Below are 22,372 nucleotides of genomic sequence, written 5' to 3'. Positions count from 1 at the left end.
TTATGTCTCAGTTTGATTACATCATTGTTGGTGCTGGCTCTGCCGGTTGTGTTTTGGCAAATCGCCTTTCAGCCGAACCACAGCACAAAGTCCTATTACTTGAAACTGGCGGCTCAGATAAGAGTATCTTTATTAAGATGCCTACTGCGCTCTCTATTCCTATGAATACCGAGAAATATGCTTGGCAATTTCATACTGAGGAAGAGCCATATTTAAACAATCGTAAAATGCACTGTCCGAGAGGAAAAGTGCTCGGCGGTTCTTCATCAATTAATGGCATGGTTTACGTTAGAGGTCATGCAAAGGACTTTGATGAGTGGGAAAGCCATGGTGCTAAAGGTTGGAACTACCGAACGTGTTTACCCTATTTTAAAAAGGCTGAAACTTGGCTTATGGGCGAAGATGATTATCGAGGTGGAGAAGGCCCAATAGGTGTCAATAATGGCAATAATATGGTGAATCCCCTTTATCGTGCTTTTATTGAGGCAGGAAAAGAAGCGGGCTATCCGGTTACCTCTGATTACAACGGTGAGCAGCAAGAGGGCTTTGGCCCAATGCATATGACTGTAAAGGATGGGATTCGCTGTTCTACAAGCCGCGCATATCTGGATCCAATCAAAACGCGCAATAACTTGACTGTGGTAACTGGCGCTCAAGTAACACGAGTGTTGTTAGATGGTAAGCATGCAAAAGGTGTTGAATACACTTTGGGTGACGCTTTAGTTACCGCCTTAGCTGACAAAGAGGTTGTTTTAAGCGCTGGACCAATTGGCTCGCCTCATATCTTGCAATTGTCAGGCATTGGTGATTCTACGATATTGCAAAAAGCAGCTATTGAAGTAAAACACCATTTGCCAGGCGTGGGTATGAACTTACAAGACCACCTTGAGTTTTACTTTCAATATAAATGCAAACAGCCCATCACGTTAAATGGCAAACTTGGTTTGATATCCAAAGGCCTGATTGGTGCCAAGTGGGTTTTGAACAAATCAGGGCTGGGTGCGACAAATCATTTCGAGTCGTGTGCATTTATTCGTTCTAAGGCTGGCATCGAGTGGCCTGATATTCAATATCATTTTTTACCCGCAGCTATTCGGTACGATGGTAAATCTGCATTTGAGGGGCACGGTTTTCAGGTGCATGTAGGGCACAATAAACCAAAAAGTCGAGGCTCTGTGCTCGTTCAGTCTAATGATCCAATGAGTGCGCCAAAAATTCAGTTTAACTATTTACAACATCAAGACGACATAGAAGGGTTTAGGGCGTGTGTGCGCCTTACACGAGAAATTATTTCACAAGCGGCATTTGATGAATACAGGGAGGGTGAAATCCAGCCAGGTGAGCATATTCAGACCGACGAAGAAATTGACAAGTTTGTACGTCAAGCTGTAGAGAGCGCCTATCATCCGTCTTGTTCGTGCAAGATGGGTGAGGACGATATGGCAGTCGTTGATTCTGAGCTTCGAGTGCATGGAATTACAGGGCTACGAGTCGTCGATTCGTCTATCTATCCGACTATACCTAACGGAAACCTCAATGCACCAACGATCATGGTAGCTGAAAAAGCCTCAGATATGATTTTAGGGAATGAACCTTTGCCACCCTCTACGGCAATCACTTTGATTCACCCCGATTGGCATCATCAACAACGTTAAATATTTAAAGAATTCGTCTAGTGCTGGTCTTTGAACCATCATTCGCTTGCTGAGGCGTGTCCATCCTTATCTAGGTTAGGAAAAGTAAGCAAGCATAATAATTACAACCTTAAACGGAAAAATATATGAGTTATTTTTACTTATTTTGGGAGGGCGATAATGACCATTTGGCTTAGCGCAGGCGTATTATTTACCCTTCTATCTATCACTTTTATTCTTTACAAATGGGGCAGCGTTCAAGTTGTGGGCGTGACTCCAGTTAAAACATTTACATTTATCGCGATTTTATTTACTTCGGGACTTGATGTCGGTTTGATCATGTTCCCATTGACCGAGTTTGCAGGTTACGCAGACATAAGCGCAAGCCCAGAATATGGATTTACCAACCCGCTCGCCATTGAGTTTGGATTTTGGGGATTTCTAATCTGGGGGTTTTATTTCCTGACCTGTTTTTATTTCTGCGTAATTGAGCCAAAAGTGAAGTTTTTTGAGATCCCTTTGGTAAAACTTATCAACAATGTGGTAATTGTTGGCACTTGTGCCTTCACCGCATTTTTACTGTTATCAAATTTGCCTTGGTATCTGCCAAGTGTAGGTGATGGTGAATCCATTGTCGCACCATTTTATTTAATCGTCTTTTTAGCTATCTCAATTGCTGTTTACTCCAGTACAAACATTAAGTATGTGAGGCTACTCAGTGTTTCTACCACTTGGGTTTTCATAGGGTTAATTGCTCTTTTATGGACTGATGCATTCTTACTTGGCGATGGCGAAATTGGCAGTTATTTTACAAACTTGGCATTGATGGGCGACTACTTTGCCAATATGCACCAGTTTGTTTTGCCTCTAAATGCCTATCACGAATTTTATCTATTTTGGTGGTTTGCTTGGAGCATTATGATTGGTCAATTTACAGCCCGTTTTGTCGGTGGGTTGAAAACCTATCAAGTTTTGGCTGCCATGCTCATATTCCCGTCAATTCCTATCGCTGCTTGGTTTGCTGTCTTGTACCATTACCATGAAGCTGGGATCTCCACCGCAGGACTGACTAATTTTGCAATGGTGTTTGTGGGCGTTGTTTTCGTGATTAACTCTTTAGATTCTCTGATACGTTTATATACAGACAACTTGGGCTTGACCACGCAGCGTTTAGGTAAAAGCAATTATATTGCGCTCAATATCATTGTGTTATCGCTACTCACACTATTGTTCCAACTTAACTTTTTACAAATCCAATGGGTAGGGGCGATTGTTATTGCAATTTTCTTCTCATGCTTTGGGTATATTGTTGGTAAAAAGTTGCGTGCGGTAGGTGGAATACACAGTTCACCAGAAGACAATGAAATTGATTTTAACAAAATAAAAACAGTCAGCTAAATATGAAAAAGATAAACAAAATTGCATTACTCCCATTGGCCTTATTCTCAGGACTTTCGATGGCCGATTTGAGTACGACTATAACAGCGGCGTCAGACTACACATTCAATGGTGTTAGTCAGACTCAAAATGACCCTGCACTCCAAGGCAGTGTCGATAAATCTTTCGACAGTGGTCTTTATGTAGGCTCTTGGGCGTCAAATGTTGACTTTGGTGACACTGACCTTGAGTGGGATTTTTATATTGGCAAGTACCACGAGTTTAACGCGGCGTGGAGTGTTGACTATGGTGTTGCTTATTACACCTATCATGGCGCAAGTGAGTCTAGTGATGGGAACTACCCTGAGGCATATGCAAAGTTTGGTTATAACAATACCCTAGGGAAAACAGAGTTTAACTTTTGGTACAGTTGGGACTATTTTGGCGTTGATGTAGGCCACACGATAGCGATGATTGCGCACACTTTTGAGGTTGCGCCAAACCATGCTGTAAGAGCAAGCTTTGATGTGTCTAATTCATTGGACGGTGACAAGTGGCTTTGGAAAGACGGTGACAAGTCTTACTATCATTATAGATTGGCGTATCAAACGAGCATAGATGCATTTAACATCGAATTGGCTGCCGAAAATACAAATTTAGATATCGATACGGCGGATGAGCGTATCGTTTTGTCGGTATCTCGGACTTTCTCAATGTAATACGCCCAAATGTTAGGTGCACTTGCTCTGTGTACCTAACATCCACTCATTTTGTTTTGCGTTAATGCCTGCAAATTTTTACTTTCACATAAAAAATCCGTACAATCATCGGCCATTGAATTACCGCGCTTTATTGGCGTTTATGCACGACATATCTGACCTTAAAAATATTTTCGATTCTCAGTTTGGCCAATCCCATAATACTCGTTTAGTGCGAGGGAATGATGAGCCCATTTACTTACCAGCAAGTGAGACATGTGATTTTCATCAGGTGGTATTTGCCCATGGATTTTATGCCAGTGCGTTGCACGAAATAGCCCATTGGCTTGTGGCTGGTGAGTCAAGAAGGTTACAAGAAGACTACGGCTACTGGTATTGCCCCGATGGTCGAGATAAAGTGCAGCAAGCTGAATTTGAAAAAGTTGAAGTTAAACCGCAGGCCATTGAGTGGGCATTGAGCGTTGCTGCTGGATTTACTTTCAATGTCTCCGTAGATAACTTAAATGGCGAACAAACCTGCCGTTTTAGCTTTCAAAAAAGAGTGCATAATAAAGTCATTGAATTGCTAACAAGCGGTTTTAACGCTCGTACAGAACAACTTCTAAAAGCGTTGGCCGATTTTTATAAAACGTCTTGGCCGTTAACAGCAGAACAGTTTTCTTGGCATTGTCCACAGGAGTTTGAAAATGTCGTTTAAGTTAGGTTTGATCGTTAACCCCGTCGCTGGGTTAGGTGGTTCAGTTGCATTAAAAGGTAGCGATGGCGTCGAGACTGCGAAAAAAGCGCTGGAGTTGGGCGCAGAGCCGAAATCAAATAATAGAACCAAACTCGCACTTGAGCAGTTGTTACCCTATAAGCACAGCATTGAAGTTTTTACGGCTTCCGGCGAAATGGGGGAGCGGGTAGCCAAAGAGCTGGGCTTTACCACGCATGTTGTTTATCAACCTCAGCTAGAAACGACGCCTGAAGATACCGAGGCTTTGGCTGAATTACTTATCAAACAAAAAGTAGACTTGATTCTATTTGCAGGTGGGGACGGTACGGCACGTAATATTTGTGCGGTTGTGGACGATTCAGCGCCTGTTCTTGGTGTGCCGGCAGGTTGCAAAATCCACAGTGGAGTTTATGCGATTACGCCAAAAGCAGCTGGCCGCGTTGTAGAAATGCTGATTAATGGTGAGCTTGTCACTCTAGCTGATGCAGATGTTATGGATATTGACGAGTCAGCATTTAGGCAGGGCACTGTTAAAGCTAAGCGCTATGGTGAAATGCAGGTGCCAAGTGAAGTGCGCTATGTTCAAAGTGTTAAAAATGGCGGTAAGGAAAGTGATGAGCTTGTTCTTGCAGATATCGCCGCCTATGTTATTTCAGAAATGGATGAAGATGAGCGTTATATCATGGGCTCAGGTTCAACTGTAGCAGCGGTAATGGAAGAATTAGGCCTTGAGAATACGCTGCTTGGCGTTGATTTGATTCAAGATCATGAATTAGTCGGACAAGATTTAACAGCAGTGCAGTTACTCGAAATGACAGAAGATTGTCCAACTAAGCTGGTCATTACCCTGATTGGTGGCCAAGGCCATATCTTTGGTCGCGGTAACCAGCAACTCAGCCCAGCTTTAATTAGAAAAATAGGCAAAGAAAATATTATTGTGGTTGCTACAAAACGCAAACTGCAAGCTTTAAATGGTCGCCCATTAATTGCCGACACCGGCGACCAATCACTCGACGATGAGTTAAGTGGATATATTAAGGTCGTCACAGGGTACAATGATCATGTGATGTATGCCGTAGGGCACCAAGAATAACTGAGGAGACAGAATGTCATTTGAAACCTATATAGAGGCTGCACAGCAGTTTTTTGATGAATTAGTCGATCGTGCAGATGATGATGAGCTGTTTGCTGGTGGCTATTTAAGAGGCCACTTTGATCTAGCAGTCGGATACGCACAAGTAGAAGAGCTAGATTTGGCACCTGAAGAACTAAACAATAAAATTGAAGAGAGCTTAGTTAAAGCATATAAAAATGGTGAATTAACAGAAGACGACAAAACGCATGTTGTTAATATTTGGGAGCAAGTAAAAGCACTTGCAGCCTAAACTTAATTAAGGGCAATCACAACCGTGATTGCCCTTAATGCCAAAGTCTACAAAATCCATTTCCACACGACAAACAACAGTGAAAATGCCACTAAATACACCAAACCGAGTACTGCGAGCACTTTGACAGGCTTAGGTTGTGCATCGAAAATCTCACCTCGAATTAATGACAAGTTCAGCCATGCAAAAAACGGTGTGGTTAAAAATGCCAAGGTCATTGCGAACATCAGCATGTCTTTTAAATTACCTTTAAAGAACAAAACAACCACCATACCAAGCCCAGATTGAATCGCGATTATTGCAGACAAACTATATTTATTATCATGCGGTTTGATGATTTTTAGAGACTCATCCAATGTTCTGGCATAGCCATCTAATACTGTTAATGTCGTGCCAAACATACATAAAAATGCGACTACCGCAATCAGCCACCTTGCCCATTCACCAATGGTGAGCGCATACATATCAATAAGTTGTTTAGAGAATGCCACGCCAGCGAGTTCTATTTTTTGAGCTTGGCCATATTGTAGTAGCACGCCCAAAATGAAAAACATCAGGGCCAATAATAGAGTGACCGAATAACCTAAATTAAAGTCAAATAGGCTTTGCTCTCTTGTTAATTGATTTGCTTTAAGTTTTGTTTTGAGCCACAAAGAGTTTATTGCTGATATTTCGATCGGAGCGGGCATCCATCCCATCAATGCCACCATAAAGCCAAGCAAGGCTAGCTCATAAGGTGATGGCGCAACCGTGGGGGCCGGGTGGGCTGGGCCGTTTGAAACTGCGACAATGAGCGCGGCTGTGGTTGCCAAGCATAGGAATATCATAATCACCTTACTGGCACTATCTAATAATTTGTAGTGACCGAATATCAAAATAGCAAGACAGACAGCCAGTAGCCCATAGCAAATGGCTGTGAGTGCCAAATTCCAAGGTAAAATGTATTGCAGGAGTGCAGCTGTCAACAAGAGCACGCCTGCAGAATTAACGATGGCGGCGAGCAAGTTGATGGCTACAAAAAGGTAGAATAGGGACGGGTTTTTATCTTTATAGCCTTTTACCAAGCTTTGCTTGGTATGAAGCGTGTATTCAACACCGAATCTAAAAAATGGGTACTTTAAGATATTTACGGCAACAATGATCCATAACAATTGCCACCCAAAGAGTGCACCGGCTTGTGTTGCTGCAACTAAGTGGGAGCCCCCCACAGCAGCAGTGGCCATTAATACACCCGGGCCCAAAGACTTACTTTTTGAAATTATTCCTGATAGCACGACGATTCCTTTTTTATGGGCTATGTTAGCTTTTATTTAAAATTATCCAAGTAAAAAATTAACAACCCGTTATTGGCGGGCACATTATTACCCAATAAGGCGTTCAAACTGGTCGAATCTGCCTGTGGCAAATCGACTGATTTGCGAAGTATTGTTTTACGAACGTGACAAAGGTGCTTAATTTATGCGTTGGGTATATTGTTTGGGGGTAGAACAAATAAATACAGTTGCTAGGGTGCTGAGTGAACTGCGAAAGTACCTCTTGTAATTCACCTGTTTGCAGCTCTTGTTGAACGAAGTAACTGGCCACCTTAAAGAGTCCAAAGCCATTCAAAGCATGGTTTTTTAAGAGCGTATTGTCATTACTTGTAAGCCACCCTTTGACTTGAATTTGCTGTTGCGAAAAGTGCCATGTCGAGTATGAGTTTACCGTTAGGCATTGATGCTCAATAAGGTCTTCAGGGGTAGAGATACTCGGGTTACTCGATAAATACTGAGAAGAAGCGACGACAGCGTGATGATATGTGAGTAGTTTGGCGGCTATCATGTCTTGAGGTGGGTTAACTGTTGCCCTGAAGCCTAAATCAAAATCTTTCACATTTAAATCATGCGTTTGGTAACTTGCGTTAATCTCAAACTCAATGTCTGGGTGCAAATCTTTAAACTGAGAACAGATGTCGAGCAGAAATGTTTGTGCAAACATGCGAGGAGCCGTTAGGCGAAGTAAACCTTCAACTTTTTCACTGCTTATGCTGCGTTCGATATTGTAGAGTTCAGATCTGAGGCGCTTACCTTGTTCAAAAACCTGATGGCCATATTGGGTAAGCTTCACACTCCGAGTTGTACGCAGTAGCAGGGGCGTTTTAAGTTGTCTTTCAAGCTTTTTAATTTGTTCAGACAAGTGTCCTTTAGAGACACCAAGCTCTAATGCTGCTTTGGTATAGCTAAGCTCTTCAGCAAGCCTCACAAACAGCATTATTAGTTCTATTCTTTTATGTTCCTGCAAACCTAATATCCAAATATTTTCTGTTCAGTATAGTGAACAATATGTTTTCAATACGGATGTTTTATTTTTATATGAGAACAATATCATATCGTTTTTTATTCTTGAACCTGGAGGGAAGGTCAATGAGAAAAAGTATACCAATTAAAAAGTATTTCCCAGATGCGAGTAATATCGTGTATGGCTGCATGGGGCTTGGTGGAGAGCCAGGTGACAACAATATATTGTCTAGTGAAGACACGTCAAAAGCACAAGGTGCCATTGAATGTGCACTGGAGTCGGGAATTAATTTTTTTGATCATGCTGATATATATCGTAGAGGCAGGGCTGAGCAGGTATTTGGCCAAGTATTGCATAAGTCACCGCAGCTAAGAGCGCAAATGATCATACAGTCAAAGTGTGGGATCCGCGTTAAACATGGCGATAATTTTGGCTGTTATGATTTCTCTGGCGACTGGGTAACGCATTCAGTGAACGGCATTTTGAAACGCCTAAATATCGAATACCTAGATGTACTCATGCTGCATCGACCTGATCCACTTATGGAGATAGATGAGTTAGCGAAAGCAGTTGAAAGTCTTAAGCTGTCGGGAAAAATAAATCACCTTGCTGTTTCAAATATGAATTTGCATCAAATTAGTTTATTGCAATCGGCAGTGGGTGTGCCGATTATTGCTAACCAAATTGAAATGAGCCTATCTAAGCTAGACTGGCTTGATGAAGGTGTGATGGTGGGTTCTCAAGGCAATCACAAAGTAGATTTTGTAAGTGGCACATTAGAGTACTGTCAGCTGAACAATATTCAATTACAAGCGTGGGGGAGTTTATCAAAAGGGATTTTTTGTGAACACGGACTATACTCAAGTAACCAAAATGTAAGAAATACAGCGGAGCTAGTTAAGCAATTGTCTAATAAGTATCAGGTTGAAAGCCAAGCGATTGTACTGGCATTTTTAATGCGACATCCAGCTGGGATTCAGCCTGTCATTGGTACAACAAATACAAATCGAATTAGAAATGCGGTAAGTGCACTTAATATTCACCTAGATAGACATGACTGGTATAACCTTTATGTAAGCTCTAGGGGCGAAGCACTTCCTTAAAATAAGATGAAATCATAGGTCTTATGGAGCTTTACTATGACTACACATCCATTTAGCAAACTTGAGACTGGCAAAGGAGCGACTTTTTTTGTTACGCCTTGCCCAGGGACTCAAGGTGTTGCATTATTCTCTTCAATTAAACAGCTGAAAGAACAGGGCGTAAGTGCCATTCTGACGATTATGAGTGACCAAGAATTAATACAAAGTGGTGCGTGTGATCTGGAAGCTGCTTGTGAAAGCACTCAGGTAAAATGGTTACAACTGAGTGTACCAACGAGTAGTAATATCGATGAAGAATTTCAATGCTCTATTCAAAATCAAATTCCTCATATTATGGCTGCAATTTCTAGCGGTTATGTCATAGCCATTCATAGCAAAGGTGGTTCTGGCCGGACGCGGTTTGTGATACGGCTATTGCTCTCTGAATTAGGCATGAGTGAAGACGAAGTGGGTGTGTTGGTTAAATCTGTGCAGCACGCAGAACACTCTAATTATTGACCTCTCTATTTCTTTAAGTGTAATGATGTAGTTGGGCCACGCGATACCCAACTACATAAAACCACCCAATAATACAAAGAAATCTTCTTTTAACTGCAATATTTAGTGCCCCAATCCATTTTTACCTCTCAATAAGTTCGATTTTTACAAAGAGGTCGTATCAGTATTGTATCCTTATGATAATAATGCCTTTAACGTCGATATTGCTGAATTCTGTTCCCATATTGATGTAATACCAAAAGGTCATTTTTACTAGTTTTACTAGAGCTTTTGTTTAGTTATTGGTAATAATACTTGCAACTTTTGACATGGTCTAAAGCTGAAAACCAATACTTTGTTATTGATTTTTTCCAGGGATGTTTGCTTAACACAGCTAACCTTAATGCCACTGGAGTATTTATATGCAACTATTTGAACCGCACTCACCACGATTGTCTAATGGTGCTCGTCCACTAGCCACCTACATAGTCTTTACAATCGCTTTGCTCATCTTAACGGTAGTAAGTTTCCCAACCAAAGCAATTGTAGTTATGTCTGGAGAGTTGGATAGACACTTAAAGTCTTACAATTATGGTACCAAAGCAGATAACAAATGGGTGCAACCTAATGATGATTTTCAAGCTAACTTTAAAGCCCTATTTGAAGCGTTTCATCAACAAAATTGGCCGCTCGCTGATGAGCTAGCTAAAGCAGTAAATTATCAGGTTATTCAGTTTAACGATGTCGATACAGATAAAGTGTATTACTTACTTCAAGAACAATATCAATTACCAAGCGATAAGTTTATGGGTGGTGGAACCTATGTGATGAACTTGGCTGGCACTAATGCAGTGTTGCAAGCACCACACCCAAAGAGAGATTCATTTACTGGTACGCAAGCGATAGACGCCTTTTTATACACGCAAACAAAGTTATTAATGCTGGCGGGTACTCGTCGTGATAGCAGCCATGATGTAAGTGTATGTACAGGTACTAATTATTCAGCTAGTGATGTTGCACACCAGACTGAGTCGCTGTTTCAAGTGGTCCATGAGTACATGAGTGACTACGATTTAGAAACCGTGTTCATCCAATATCATGGTTTTGGTAAAACAACCCGTTCGAAATTGCAGGCGCAATGCGGTACCGACAACGATTTAATGCTTAACCTGAGCGAGTCAGTTAGGTACTCAACGAATGACAATGAGCATAGTATCTTACATTCTATTCGTCGTAGCGTTGAGAGTGAAGGTGTTATTAAAGCATGCGTTTATGGCAATGATACTAGAAGCTTAGGTGGTACTTGGAACGTACAAGGGCGTCATACAAATGATTCAGTTGATAATTGTCACAAAAGCGCTGATGCCTCTTCTAAACGTTTTATTCACCTAGAACAAAGCTATGGTGTACGAAAGTACCACCGTAAAGCCATGCAAAAACATTTAAAAAACGCATTGGATGAGTATTTTCAATAATCTTTTTGAATCTCTTGTAAATTGAAAGGGCGCATGGGCGCCTTTTTTATTTTAGGCAGGAGTCAAGCAAGTTTTCTAGACTCTCAGGCGTCAAGTCTCCTTTATTTAGGAACCCTTTAACAAAAGCATAGGAGCGTGCTTTTCGCTTGTCCTCTTCTAATGCTGAAGAAGTAAACATGGTAAACACCAGTGATGAGTAGTTGGGGTTACCGTTTCTTAATTCGGAGAAAGATTCAAGAAATTCAAACCCATTCATTCGCGGCATGTTAATATCTAAAAAGATGAGCAGCGGCGGAAAGTCGCCCTTAAATTTTTTAAAGTTTTCGTCATAGTCGACAAGGAAATTAAGCGCGGCTTCGCCATTATCCGCTTCAAATATTTCAGTAGCAATGCACAGTTTATTGATTACTCTTTTGAGTAAGTATCGATCATCTTCACAATCATCGATAATCATCATTGAAAATTTTTTCATAGGGTCTCGTGTTTATTTCGGTAATTTTACGGTAAATATGGTGCCACCTTCGGCACTGGTAAACTGAATGGAACCGTTCATTTTCTCTACATGCTTCTTGATAATATACATTCCTAAGCCGCTGCCATAAGCGACATTGGGGTGAAAACGCTGAAACATACCAAAAACACGCTCAGAGTATTGTTTGGGGATACCGATACCATTATCCTCAACAGTTAATACTGTACTTTCTGCGTTGTCGCTAGCGGCAATTTTTACAAAGCGAGCAGGCTTTTCTTTATCAGAGTACTTGATGGCATTTGAGATTAAATTTTCCAAGACTTGCGTCACTCGAGCTTTCGATGCGGTGACTTTTATTGAGCCGCAAACATGGTGCTGAATTTCAACATCATTGTCGATATAAATAGATTTTAAGCGCTGTTGAACTTCGTTTAAGATCTCATTTATGTCAATTTGTTCATTTTCAGTTATTTCTAGCTCTGCCTTGGTCAAATTTAAAATATCATTTACTAGGTCTTCTAACGTTTTTACATGTCTCGCGATCTTTGCTGCATTTCTTTGCACCTCGTGATATTCACCATCTTTGATATCTTCACAAATTGCGTTCCCAAGCCCTCTTATTGTAATCAAGGGGGCTTTCAAATCATGAGATGTTCTATATGAAAATTGTGAAAGCTCATCGTTTGATGAAATTAATTTTTGATTTATGTGCTCTAATTTAGCCTGATATCGTTGATTGTTTAGCTCTTTTTCGTGCAGCTGATCAGTCATCGACCTTAACGCTGAATCAAGCTTTTCATCCCCACTTGAAAATGCTTTGCCCAGTTTGTAGTTTCCATTTGCTATCGAGCCAGCTAAATGAATGGTACGGCTTAGGGGTTTAAAAACGGCTCTAGCTAACAAGGTGGCTAAGGACACACCTCCCAAAATGCTAAACAGTAAAAACATTAAAGTTGTATCTTTTAATGAGCGTTCTTGTTCTTCTTCTTTCATAAATGTACGTTGCATTTCCCAATGCTGTGGCTCAGCGATTTGCCTGAGCTTTTCAACCGTTTTTTGGCCGAGTGGCGCGAGTGATTCTTTGAGTTGCTGAATTGCTTGTGGACGGGCTTGAGAATGTGCTGCATTCTGAATTTCTTGCTGTAGTTGTTTTAATACAGATAAGTTGTTAGCAACATCATGCAGTAGCTCAATGTATTCTTCGCGGCTCCAGTGTTTTGATTGATTCTTTAGTTGCGCATAGTTTTTATCAATAACAGACCAGGTGGCTTGTCTTTGGAGAATATACTTCTCTTCTTTGGTTAGCACCCAATGTTGAAGGCTAATGATTGAGGTATTAATGGCCTGAGCGACTTTTAAATTGGCTTTGATTGAGGGTTCCAAAATATATTGAATGCGCCTAGAGGACTCAGTAAGCTGATCTATTTTAAACAGTGTGATCAGTGTCATTGATATAAAGGCGAGCACCACAAAGCCAAAGCTGAAGGCAATTTTTTTCTCTAAAGCATTCATTTAGTTATGCTCTGTTGTCTGATTTTTTTGGCGTGTAATTAAAAGAGCGCTTATTACAATAATGAGCAGTAGCCCTGAGAGAATAATAAACCCTATTCTTTGTAGAACTTTTCTTGCTTGTTGGTGGACGATATCTAGTTTGGTATGTACCGACACAGCCCAAGGTTTGGTGCTAATAGGAATTTGATAGTTAATATCTTGGGAACCGTCCGTTCTAGTTTGAACGCCGCCAAAAGGAATACCTTCTCCTGCAGATTGAGTGAACGTTTTTATTTCGACACCGTTGTCCATTGTCCATCCAGTGGTATCTTTATTGACGTTAGAGGGTTTGGGGTGGGCAATAACTTTATTTTCATGTTCAATAATGCAAGCAAAGTGTTCACTACTTTGCAAAGTATTTTCGAGCATACTTTGGACATCGGCCAGCACCTTTTTCGAGTCTTCGCCTCTTTCTAACTCGATAGAAACCAAAGTTGCTAGCCTCTCGGCTTGTTCTCGGTTTTTATCTAGGTTGAGCTGAAACATCGCATTGTACAATTGGCGTTCAAGCAGTGGGGTAACGGCCACGATAACTGCGGTCGTTACTACTAGAAGAGTCGAGAATACCTTAAGAAATGATTGTTGTGTCATATGTTTGCCTTAGTTATCCATTTCTAAATGACATTCAGTTCACAGTTTCAAGTACAGCACTACATCAGCACTGGCGTCATTACTGTCAATAACTTCTTAATCAAGTTCAATCATTTGATAGAGCTACTATCAACAAGCAAATACTTAAGTTAATTTAGGACAGTCTGCTTAGATTTAAAAACGATGTTTAGAAGAAAAGTTTGGCTCTTTTCAATAACACTTATTATTCATCTCGTTTTTTATTTCCGTTTATGGTTGTTTATTATAATCGTGTATTGGGTATTCGCTAACTTATGGCGATGCTTATTCGAAAGCGTAAGGAAGAAAACCGGGTATATCGGGGTGGAGGCGCGAAAAGAGGGCTTGTAACACGGATAGTGAGATTGCAGTGCTACAAGCTATAAATATTACATTTTTGCGCGTTTCTTGAGTGTGGAAATTATCTGCGCATCAACCCAATAGATATCGCTGTCGTTATTTTTAGTTGCGCGATTAAAGAATAAGTATTTGCCATCTGGTGTGACGCTGGCGGAGGCTTCTCTTACTTCGGTGTTAATTGTGTTTCCCATGTTTAATGCTTCACTCCAAGTTCCATCTGGTTTTCTGAAACTGATATATAAATCTGAATCGCCAAAACCAGTCTCTCGCACACCATCCCAAATAATATAAGAGTCATCGGGTGCAATAAAAGGGTGAGCATTATACTTGCCTGTATTGATCTCAGGACCAAGTGCTATAGGCGCTTGACGTTTGCCATTTTTAACTTCAGAAATTCTGATTATGTCACCACTTTTGTAATCGTCGAGAATATAGGTGCCTGACTTCGATGCGCTTAGTCGCATAATTCCCCAGTCTCTTCTCGAAAATGGCGGGTCAAGACGCTTTAAGTGTGACCACCCACAGTGATTACGGGTCATATAGTATTGGCCCAAGTGCATGGTATGCCCATCAGGAGCAAGCAGTGGCCTGCCAACTCTTGGTCCTACGACTGATTCGCGCCACTGCCCGTTGTGTAAGGTATAAGAAATTAAATCCCAAGTTTCCTGTTTAAGATCCATCCTAGTAAAATAAAACTCTGTCATGTCGGGAGAGAAAAAAGCATTAACGTCTCGGTGCTTTCCAGATACATAGCCCGGAGCAAAAACAGCCGGTGTATTTCCAGGCTTTTTTTGACCTAGATATTCGCCAACCAGTATTTCCTTCTTGCTCGCTTCCAATAGATTGGGCGCTTATGACAAGCGCAGAGATTGATAATAAAATTGTGTGCAAATATGTATTCATTGAGTAATCCTATTTTTATAAATTAAACGCCTTGCCAGAGCGAATGTATGTAAAAATAAGCGTATTCACATGATGTTGAATTGATGTCTTGCTGATTTATAAATGAATATAATATAACCCATTAATTCATGGGGTTACACTAGCTAACCACGGTGTGTGCTGCCCTTTTTGGGGCGAGGTAGTGGAGGTAATCTTGTTCTTTTAATCCTGCCTCTTTAGTGGAACGAAGAAGCAAATCATTGAGTTCTTTATCGTTTATGCCGCTTCTAAGTGCTTTGCTGCATATTTTGATGGTGTCTTTGAATTCACCGGAATTAAAGAGTTTTGATGCAAAATGTATATAAGCTTGCTGCTGTGTTGCTTCTTCTTGGTATATCTTCGCGAATATTTCGCGGTGCATCAGCCCAGCCAAAACATAGTGGCTATTCCGGTGTTGTTTGCCGAGTGCTCTGTGGGCGTTAAACAACATCTCTTTAGCTTGCTCTTTGTCGCCGGCCAGATGAAATAGATAAGCAATAATGACGATAGCGCTGGGGTCATGCAAACTTTGGCTAAGTTGCAGTAGCTTGCTGCTCGCTTCTGACGCTTTTCCTTCCAAGAGCATCATCATGACAAACATCAAATTAAATTCTTCAGGGCAGTATTTCTGAATATTACCAGCTGAATGGGTAAGTAAGGCTTTGAGTTCTAATTGCCGCTCTTTTAAATCCTTAGGCTTAAGTTCACTCTGCGTATTGAGCGTTTCGAGTAGCTTCAGCTTAATAGAAAGTGCAGTAAGTAATGTGGCCAATGCGGGATCTTCTTGATAAACCCGTTCTTTACGTTTGATTAAGTTATCTACAGCATCAAGCTCATTAGACACATGAAGCACCATTAAGCTCAGTCGAAACATACTCGGAGACATGTCTTCAACGGGAAAGGCTAATACTTGTGCAGTAGCCAGCTCTCTATTATTAGCTTGAAAAGCGATATATATTTGCCAGTAGAACACCCTTACTGGGTAGTCTTGTCGAGTCTGTGGTTCAGTAAGAAATTGCTTGCAAGCTTCAAAATCTCTTAATTCATAATTCACATGAAATAAAGACCATTTAGCCCACTGAATGTTTCTTTCTGCTAAGGGTAATAACAACTTTTTTGCTAAAGAGTAGTGACCCAATTTCAAAAGTAAGTTAACTAGCAGTTGGTTTCGTGCTTTTTTTAAATAGTTTGGATATTCCTGTTTGCGCAGTTCTTTGAGTTTTAATAATGCGTTTTTAAACTTTTTATTTTCAATACAGGCGTATGCTTGCTTAAACTCCTTCATCTGTAGAGTGTGCTCTTCTAAGATGGTGACGAGATCTTGAAGCGTATAAGGAACTTCCAGTAGTTGGTTGCTATGAAACGGGTATTCACAGGCGTAATCAAAAGCACTTTGCCTTTGCGCCATATAGACGAGACGAGTGGTCGCCGGAAGGATACCGTCAGACACCAGTTCACTGACAAGGTCATACAGGTTTTTAATTGTATCAATGCGATTATCTAAGAATACAATGTCATAGGTATTTTGTCGTGCCGAACGTTCAAACGCACTACCAGAACGGTATGAGCGAACGTGAGATATTCCTTGCTTATTTAGCAAGGCTTCTAAAAATCTAATGTTGTCACTGTTGTGATCGACTATTGCAATTTTTAGATCTTTATATTGCACAATTTTCCCTTTTAAGACCCGAATGTTTGCTATATCGCTACAAGCAAAATAACACTGTATTTATATTTGGAACGCGTATTCTAATCGCTTTCTGTTCGCAATCATAGACCTAAATTCACTTTCATTTACATTTATTTAAAAAGTGAAATCGTTCCAATAAAAACTAGACGATTGAATTGAGTATTTATTTTTGAATTGCAAACTTAACACAACAGAGTAAAACGCTCTGTAGTGTTAAGTAAAAGGGGATGAATTAATTTATACGGGGTGTGTGGCTATGAAAATAGTTCTTCGACATCATCCTTAATATCTTGATAAGCATCCTCGTCGAGCTCTAAAACATGGAGTATGTCCGTTTTTAAATACTCCCAATCGGGAACAGAGACAAAACGCTTGTTAATTTGCACTAAGTGTTCGGCCATTTTGAGGGCAGCCATCGTGCAGGCAAAATCTTGCTCATGAGGTTCTTTAAAAAACTCTAAATCATGGTGCCGTAAAATCAGTTTGCAAATAGGCCTCGGTAGATTCCAGCTCGTCGCGAGGAAATAACCAATTGTGGCATGGTTGGTATTGTATATGGCACTTTCTTGGTCTACCAACAGCATATCGTGGTTACTATTGGCACTGGAAAGAACATTGACATAGTCATCAAACTTTAGGGCCATAGCGGGAATACCAGCATCATGGAAAAGGCCTAACATATGCAAGCTTTCTAAAGGGACTTGAACAGGCATTTTTCTGCCAATGAGCATTGCGACTTCTGATATTTCATTGGCAGTATCCCAAAATCGCTCCAAGCTGATGCAGCATTGTGACTGATCGAAAGCTTGCTTTAATAAAAAGCCTGTGACGAGATTTGCGACACTATTTAACCCCAGAAACATAACCGCTTGTTTAATATCTGTTATGGTCCGCGAAAATCCATAGGAGGATGAGTTAATTACTTTAAGTACTGCCGCAGACGTGGCGACGTCAGTTGCAATGAGGTCTGCAATTTGCCCCAGTTCTGGTTCCTCTGATTGAAGTAGTTCGTGTAAATGCGTTAGTAATTCAGGTTTTGGAGGTAGCGAAAAACCTTTCTCTACGTCATTGAGAACAATATTATCGATTTCTATCATAACTAATCCACTTATGATGCGTTGCTATACGACGCGGTTTTTTGGCACTGAAGTAAGGATAGTATAGCCCGTCTGTTTCTTATTTTTGTGATTTAGCGTAATGAATTACGCAATTTTGCGTGCAATTTAGCCAACCAGTTGGTAATTCAGGAACGGAATATTGCTTTCGCTAGCTTTGTTAAGTTAAGGTTAGACAATTTTATTGTTTGGGAACCATTATGAGTCAATCAACAGAAGCGGCAGCGCCGAGCGGGGCAGTTGCGCGTTTTCTCAATGGGATCGAGCGCGTAGGGAATAAACTCCCCGATCCTGCCATTATTTTCCTATCAGCGATGTTACTGATATGGTTACTGTCTTGGATGCTTTCAGGCACTACTTTTGACGCAATAGACCCTCGCACTGGGGAAGCCATTGTTGTTCACAACTTACTGAGTGGTGATGCACTCGCCAATTTCTTAGCTTCAATGGTGAAAACTTTCACTGGTTTCGCACCACTGGGTGTTGTTTTGGTTGCAATGTTAGGCGTCGGTGTCGCTGAGCATTCAGGTTATATCAATACTGGCCTTAAACTGATGCTAAAAAGAACGCCTCAAGCTTTATTAACGCCATCAATTATCTTAATTGCAATCGTTAGCCACACGGCAACAGATGCGGGTTATGTATTGGTTATTCCTCTAGCGGGCGTGATCTTCTATGCAATGGGTCGTCACCCATTAGCGGGTATCGCGGCTGCATTTGCTGGTGTAAGTGGAGGCTTTAGTGCAAACTTTATCCCTTCAGGTATCGATCCATTACTGCAAAGCTTTACGCAAAGTGCTGCACAAATCATTGATCCTGAGATTGCGGTTAATCCTCTAAATAATTGGTTCTTCACCTCTGCTTCGAGTCTATTTATCATTCTGTTGGGTTGGTACATCACAGATAAAATTATTGAGCCGAGACTTAGAAATACAGAAGTTGATGGCGACACCAACAGCTTACCGTCTTTTGATGAGGTTAATGCCAAAGAGAAAAAAGCTTTTTTAGCGGCTTCAGGTGTGATGCTAGCTGGTATTGCGTTATTAGTGTATGCCGCGAGCGGCGAGGACTCTGCTTTGCGCAGTCCTAGTGGTGCGTTAACGGAGTTCAGTGCGCCATTAATGCAGTCTATTGTGCCCCTAATATTCCTATTGTTTTGGATACCAGGTGCTGTTTATGGCTTTATCGTTGGTACATTCAAGTCCTCTAAAGACATGATTGATGCGATGAGTAAATCTATGGGTAGCATGGCATACTACATTGTAATGGCATTCTTCTGTGCGCTATTCATTGCGGCATTTAGTCAGTCCAACTTAGGTGCGTTATTGGCTATTGAAGGTGCAGAGGTTTTAAAGGCTATGGCTCTGCCTAGTTCAGTAACTGTCATTGGTATTATTTTCCTTACCGCATTTGTAAACTTATTCGTCGGTTCCAGCTCTGCTAAATGGGCATTGTTAGGCCCGATTTTTGTACCAATGTTGATGCAATTGGGTTTGTCACCAGACTTAACTCAGGCCGCTTACCGCGTAGGTGACTCTAGTTCAAACATTATTACGCCGTTGATGCCTTACTTCCCACTCGTGGTTGTGTATTGTCAAAAGTACGTTAAGAATACGGGGATTGGTACGTTAATTGCTCTAATGATACCGTACTCTATCGCTTTCTTGGTTGGTTGGAGCATCTTCTTGCTAGCGTATTGGGGACTTGGTTTCCCATTAGGCTTGCAATCGAGCTACATCTATCCAGCTGGGTAAGTTCAAAAAAGCCGCTAGTTTAGCGGCTTTTTCTTTATACGCCAGTGTATTGTGCTTTATTAATTACTTTAAAGCGCAGTTACGGGGAGTTACTTAATAAGTAAAAGCCCGCTTTCTATATACAATGTAGTGTGTCTAGAAAAGGTTTGCAGAGAGGAAATCCTATGCCACAAACATAAGGTGACATAGGCAAAAAAAGTCCTAGGCTTCAGCGACAAATATGGCACGCAGTGGAGCAGGGTACCCCTCGATGGTCTTAGATGGATCTAGTGGGTCCAAGAAGTCTGCTAATGATTCTGTTTCCATCCACTCTGTTTTTCGCTGCTCGTCAAGTGACGTCACGTCTTTATTAACGACTCGAACGTTCTTAAATCCAACACGTTCTAGCCAAAGTTTTAGCGCGTCACAACTAGGAATGTACCAAACATTGCGCATTTTGGCGTAGCGGTCTGTAGGCACTAAGACGGTATTCACATCACCTTCGATAACCAAAGTTTCCAATACCAGTTCACCTCCTTTACGCAGTTGTGCACGTAACTGACTTAAAAAGTCGATAGGTGAGCGGCGGTGGTATAGCACGCCCATTGAGAAAACAGTATCGAAAGCTTTTAGTTCAGGCAATTGCTCAACACCGAGTGGAAGCAAATGAACATTCGGATCTGGGTTGAAGTGTTTGACCGCTTGAAATTGGCTTAAAAATAAATCCGAAGGATCAATTCCTACCACAAACTCTGCACCTGCGCCTTTCATTCTCCAAAGGTGATATCCAGAACCACATCCAATGTCTAACACAGTGCGGCCATGCAGATCACTGATATGAGGAAGTAACCTGTCCCATTTCCAATCACTGCGCCATTCGGTGTCAATGTGAATGCCATGAATATGAAAAGGCCCTTTGCGCCATGGCATCATTCTCTTAAGCAGGTGGTTTAATTGTTTTTTATGCCCTTCAGACAATTCGTCACTGGAGCTGAACTCTACGCGGTCAACAATGTTAACTTGATCGGTATTGATCTCAGGAAGGTTCTTCAATACCTTTTCCCATTTGGGCCAGTCACCATGCTGCGCTTCTTTTTGCCAATGCGTCAATTGGGCAGGGAGCGTATCAAGCCAATGACTTAATTGTGTTTTAGCGATAGCGGCATAAAAGTCCGTAAACCAAGCGTTCATAGTGTCCTCTTTATTTAATTGCAATCATTGAGCAAAAGTTAAAGCATTGGTACCAAACTTGTGTGTTTGTAAAACCGACTGTGCTTAATCGTTCTAAGTGCGTGCTCAATGCATCAGTGCGCATAATATTTTCAATGGCAGTGCGTTTTTGGCTGATCTCAAGTTCTGAATAGCCATTTTGACGCTTGAAGTCGTGATGAAGGTCAATTAACAAATTGTCTCTTACATCATTTTCACCCTTGATTTTCTCTGAGAGCAGTAGGGCTCCACCAGGTTTGAGGCCTACAAATATTTTTTCTAGAACAGCTTGTCTTTGTTCTTGTGGAATAAACTGCAACGTAAAGTTCATCGCAACGACACTGGCATTTTCGATTTGAACATCATTAATATCACCAAGTTGTACATCTACAGGTACGTCTGATTTGAAGCCCTTTAGGTGCAGCTGGCACCGTTCAACCATTGGCGCTGAGTTATCAACAGCGATGATCTGGCAGTTTTCTTTGTCTATGTTCCGTCTCATGCTCAACGTGACGGCACCCAAAGAGCATCCTAGGTCGTACAGGTTGGAATTACTTTGTGCAAACTGACCTGCCAACTTTCCCATATTGTTGACCATTGTGGCGTAACCTGGAACGGAACGCTGTATCATATCTGGAAACACTTCGACGACATTTTCGTCAAATGTGAAGTCCTTAACTTTCTGCTCTGTGGCATAAATACTGTCTTTGCCAGTCACTTTACTACTCTCATACAAAAATAATCTCGCTATTTTAGCATTTTATACTGGATAGTCAGTGATAAATTGAGTAGCTTGGCTACTATTAGTCATAAGAAGTAAAAAATGAGATAAGAAATGGCGAAAAATAAAGTGGTCAGCACAGAAGATATCCTATCAACTCTTTGTCACTCTGTTACAGAAGTACTGTCTTCGGCAAGTGGCAACCAAATAGCTTATTCGGCAATGGTACAAAAAATTACACGTACTTGTATGAGGCCTGATATCGGATGCTTTGTGTTGTTTGATGGGGGCTTTACTGGGTTGGTCGTAACTAACTTCACGGCGCAAGCTGCAATGGAAGTTTACCAGGACTATATGCGTAATATGGGCATGCCTGAAAGTGAAATTGCACAAAGTCATTTGTCCGATGACGTTTCGAATGTGCTGGGTGAACTTATGAACCAAATCGTAGGTGACTTTACAAGTAAGGTTAGAGAGCAGCTACATACCTCAATTACTCAAAACCAACCTAAGATGATGGCGATTAACAAGCAGGTGCAAATTTCTGTTGATACGACAATGGACCGCCCTCAGGCAAGACGTGTCACCTTCACGACGCAAGGCCAGAATATTTTCTACCTTGAACTTGCTATGGATAAAACAGAGTTCATCAAGCTACATGACTTTGATATTTCTGAAGCTGTTGATCCTGATGACATTATCGCGAAACAAAATACAACGTCAGCAAAAGCAAAGGCAGAAAAACCAGCAGATACGCAAGAAAATGCGGCAGATGATGATTTTATGGCCGAGCTAGGCCTGTAGTTAAATCTATAAAAGCCATGTTCTG

General features: G+C 41.2%; 21 protein-coding genes. 11 read left to right on the top strand and 10 right to left on the bottom strand.

The annotated features are described in order from the left end of the window. Positions 1-2: 2 nt before the first annotated feature. The 6 genes from betA to A7985_RS05710 all read left to right on the top strand — a co-directional run bounded on the left by betA (position 3) and on the right by A7985_RS05710 (position 5,830). Positions 3-1,655 (top strand): choline dehydrogenase, encoded by a 1,653-nt coding sequence (betA, locus tag A7985_RS05735; RefSeq protein WP_065789458.1) that lies wholly within the window; start codon positions 3-5, stop codon positions 1,653-1,655. Between the two features lie 159 nt (positions 1,656-1,814). After that, on the top strand, positions 1,815-3,032 hold the full coding sequence (locus tag A7985_RS05730; protein ID WP_065789457.1) for a choline transporter: 1,218 nt from the start codon (positions 1,815-1,817) through the stop codon (positions 3,030-3,032). Positions 3,033-3,034: 2 nt separating this feature from the next. Next, positions 3,035-3,730 (top strand): TorF family putative porin, encoded by a 696-nt coding sequence (locus A7985_RS05725; RefSeq protein WP_065789456.1) that lies wholly within the window; start codon positions 3,035-3,037, stop codon positions 3,728-3,730. 142 nt (positions 3,731-3,872) lie between these two features. Next, complete coding sequence (locus A7985_RS05720; protein ID WP_065789455.1) at positions 3,873-4,427, top strand: elongation factor P hydroxylase; 555 nt, start codon at positions 3,873-3,875, stop codon at positions 4,425-4,427. Further along, positions 4,417-5,538: an ATP-NAD kinase family protein gene (locus A7985_RS05715; RefSeq protein ID WP_065789454.1), complete on the top strand. Its 1,122-nt coding sequence runs from the start codon at positions 4,417-4,419 to the stop codon at positions 5,536-5,538. Before A7985_RS05720 ends, A7985_RS05715 begins: the two co-directional genes overlap by 11 nt. Positions 5,539-5,551: 13 nt before the next feature. Further along, positions 5,552-5,830, top strand: coding sequence for a YfcL family protein (locus A7985_RS05710; RefSeq protein WP_065789453.1), 279 nt, complete (start codon positions 5,552-5,554; stop codon positions 5,828-5,830). 47 nt (positions 5,831-5,877) lie between these two features. Here the strand turns inward: A7985_RS05710 and A7985_RS05705 are convergent, their stop codons facing one another. Then, positions 5,878-7,053, bottom strand: a complete 1,176-nt coding sequence (locus A7985_RS05705) for an NRAMP family divalent metal transporter (RefSeq protein ID WP_065790043.1) — start codon at positions 7,051-7,053, stop codon at positions 5,878-5,880. A 154-nt stretch (positions 7,054-7,207) separates the two neighbouring features. Further along, positions 7,208-8,080, bottom strand: a complete 873-nt coding sequence (locus A7985_RS05700; RefSeq protein ID WP_218061281.1) for a LysR family transcriptional regulator — start codon at positions 8,078-8,080, stop codon at positions 7,208-7,210. A gap of 152 nt (positions 8,081-8,232) precedes the next feature. Here A7985_RS05700 and A7985_RS05695 point away from each other — a divergent pair, with 152 nt between their 5' ends. The 3 genes from A7985_RS05695 to A7985_RS05685 all read left to right on the top strand — a co-directional run bounded on the left by A7985_RS05695 (position 8,233) and on the right by A7985_RS05685 (position 11,162). Next, positions 8,233-9,210: an aldo/keto reductase gene (locus tag A7985_RS05695; RefSeq protein WP_065789451.1), complete on the top strand. Its 978-nt coding sequence runs from the start codon at positions 8,233-8,235 to the stop codon at positions 9,208-9,210. A 36-nt stretch (positions 9,211-9,246) separates the two neighbouring features. After that, positions 9,247-9,708 (top strand): hypothetical protein, encoded by a 462-nt coding sequence (locus A7985_RS05690; RefSeq protein WP_065789450.1) that lies wholly within the window; start codon positions 9,247-9,249, stop codon positions 9,706-9,708. 401 nt (positions 9,709-10,109) lie between these two features. Further along, positions 10,110-11,162 (top strand): hypothetical protein, encoded by a 1,053-nt coding sequence (locus A7985_RS05685; protein ID WP_065789449.1) that lies wholly within the window; start codon positions 10,110-10,112, stop codon positions 11,160-11,162. Positions 11,163-11,208: 46 nt separating this feature from the next. Here the strand turns inward: A7985_RS05685 and A7985_RS05680 are convergent, their stop codons facing one another. The 6 genes from A7985_RS05680 to A7985_RS05655 all read right to left on the bottom strand — a co-directional run bounded on the left by A7985_RS05680 (position 11,209) and on the right by A7985_RS05655 (position 17,862). Beyond that, entirely contained in the window at positions 11,209-11,634 is a 426-nt protein-coding gene (locus A7985_RS05680) for a response regulator (RefSeq protein WP_065789448.1), read from the bottom strand. Between the two features lie 12 nt (positions 11,635-11,646). Then, a complete protein-coding gene (locus tag A7985_RS05675) occupies positions 11,647-13,146 on the bottom strand; it encodes a sensor histidine kinase (protein WP_065789447.1) in 1,500 nt (499 codons plus the stop codon). After that, the gene (locus tag A7985_RS05670) at positions 13,147-13,776 is read right to left on the bottom strand and encodes a hypothetical protein (protein ID WP_065789446.1); all 630 of its coding nucleotides are present in this window, start codon (positions 13,774-13,776) and stop codon (positions 13,147-13,149) included. It lies immediately after the preceding gene. A 407-nt stretch (positions 13,777-14,183) separates the two neighbouring features. Next, complete coding sequence (locus A7985_RS05665) at positions 14,184-14,993, bottom strand: PD40 domain-containing protein (RefSeq protein WP_065789445.1); 810 nt, start codon at positions 14,991-14,993, stop codon at positions 14,184-14,186. 203 nt (positions 14,994-15,196) lie between these two features. Beyond that, positions 15,197-16,744 carry a response regulator gene (locus tag A7985_RS05660; protein WP_065789444.1) on the bottom strand — a complete coding sequence of 516 codons (1,548 nt, stop codon included), beginning with the start codon at positions 16,742-16,744 and terminating at the stop codon, positions 15,197-15,199. 275 nt (positions 16,745-17,019) lie between these two features. Next, entirely contained in the window at positions 17,020-17,862 is an 843-nt protein-coding gene (locus A7985_RS05655) for an HDOD domain-containing protein (protein ID WP_065789443.1), read from the bottom strand. Between the two features lie 218 nt (positions 17,863-18,080). Between A7985_RS05655 and A7985_RS05650 the strand changes: the two genes are divergently transcribed. Then, the gene (locus A7985_RS05650; RefSeq protein ID WP_065789442.1) at positions 18,081-19,634 is read left to right on the top strand and encodes an AbgT family transporter; all 1,554 of its coding nucleotides are present in this window, start codon (positions 18,081-18,083) and stop codon (positions 19,632-19,634) included. Between the two features lie 201 nt (positions 19,635-19,835). Here A7985_RS05650 and cmoB read toward each other — a convergent pair whose 3' ends face one another. After that, complete coding sequence (cmoB, locus tag A7985_RS05645) at positions 19,836-20,804, bottom strand: tRNA 5-methoxyuridine(34)/uridine 5-oxyacetic acid(34) synthase CmoB (protein ID WP_065789441.1); 969 nt, start codon at positions 20,802-20,804, stop codon at positions 19,836-19,838. Between the two features lie 10 nt (positions 20,805-20,814). Further along, complete coding sequence (gene cmoA, locus A7985_RS05640) at positions 20,815-21,540, bottom strand: carboxy-S-adenosyl-L-methionine synthase CmoA (protein ID WP_065789440.1); 726 nt, start codon at positions 21,538-21,540, stop codon at positions 20,815-20,817. A 117-nt stretch (positions 21,541-21,657) separates the two neighbouring features. Between cmoA and A7985_RS05635 the strand changes: the two genes are divergently transcribed. Next, positions 21,658-22,347, top strand: a complete 690-nt coding sequence (locus A7985_RS05635; RefSeq protein WP_065789439.1) for a DUF3334 family protein — start codon at positions 21,658-21,660, stop codon at positions 22,345-22,347. Positions 22,348-22,372 lie beyond the last annotated feature (25 nt).

It is taken from the genome of Pseudoalteromonas luteoviolacea (assembly GCF_001696455.1).
In the GTDB taxonomy this organism is placed as follows: Bacteria; Pseudomonadota; Gammaproteobacteria; order Enterobacterales; family Alteromonadaceae; genus Pseudoalteromonas; species Pseudoalteromonas luteoviolacea_C.
The sequence above is the reverse complement of the archived record's forward strand: the minus strand, read 5'-3'. Positions and strand labels throughout refer to the sequence as shown.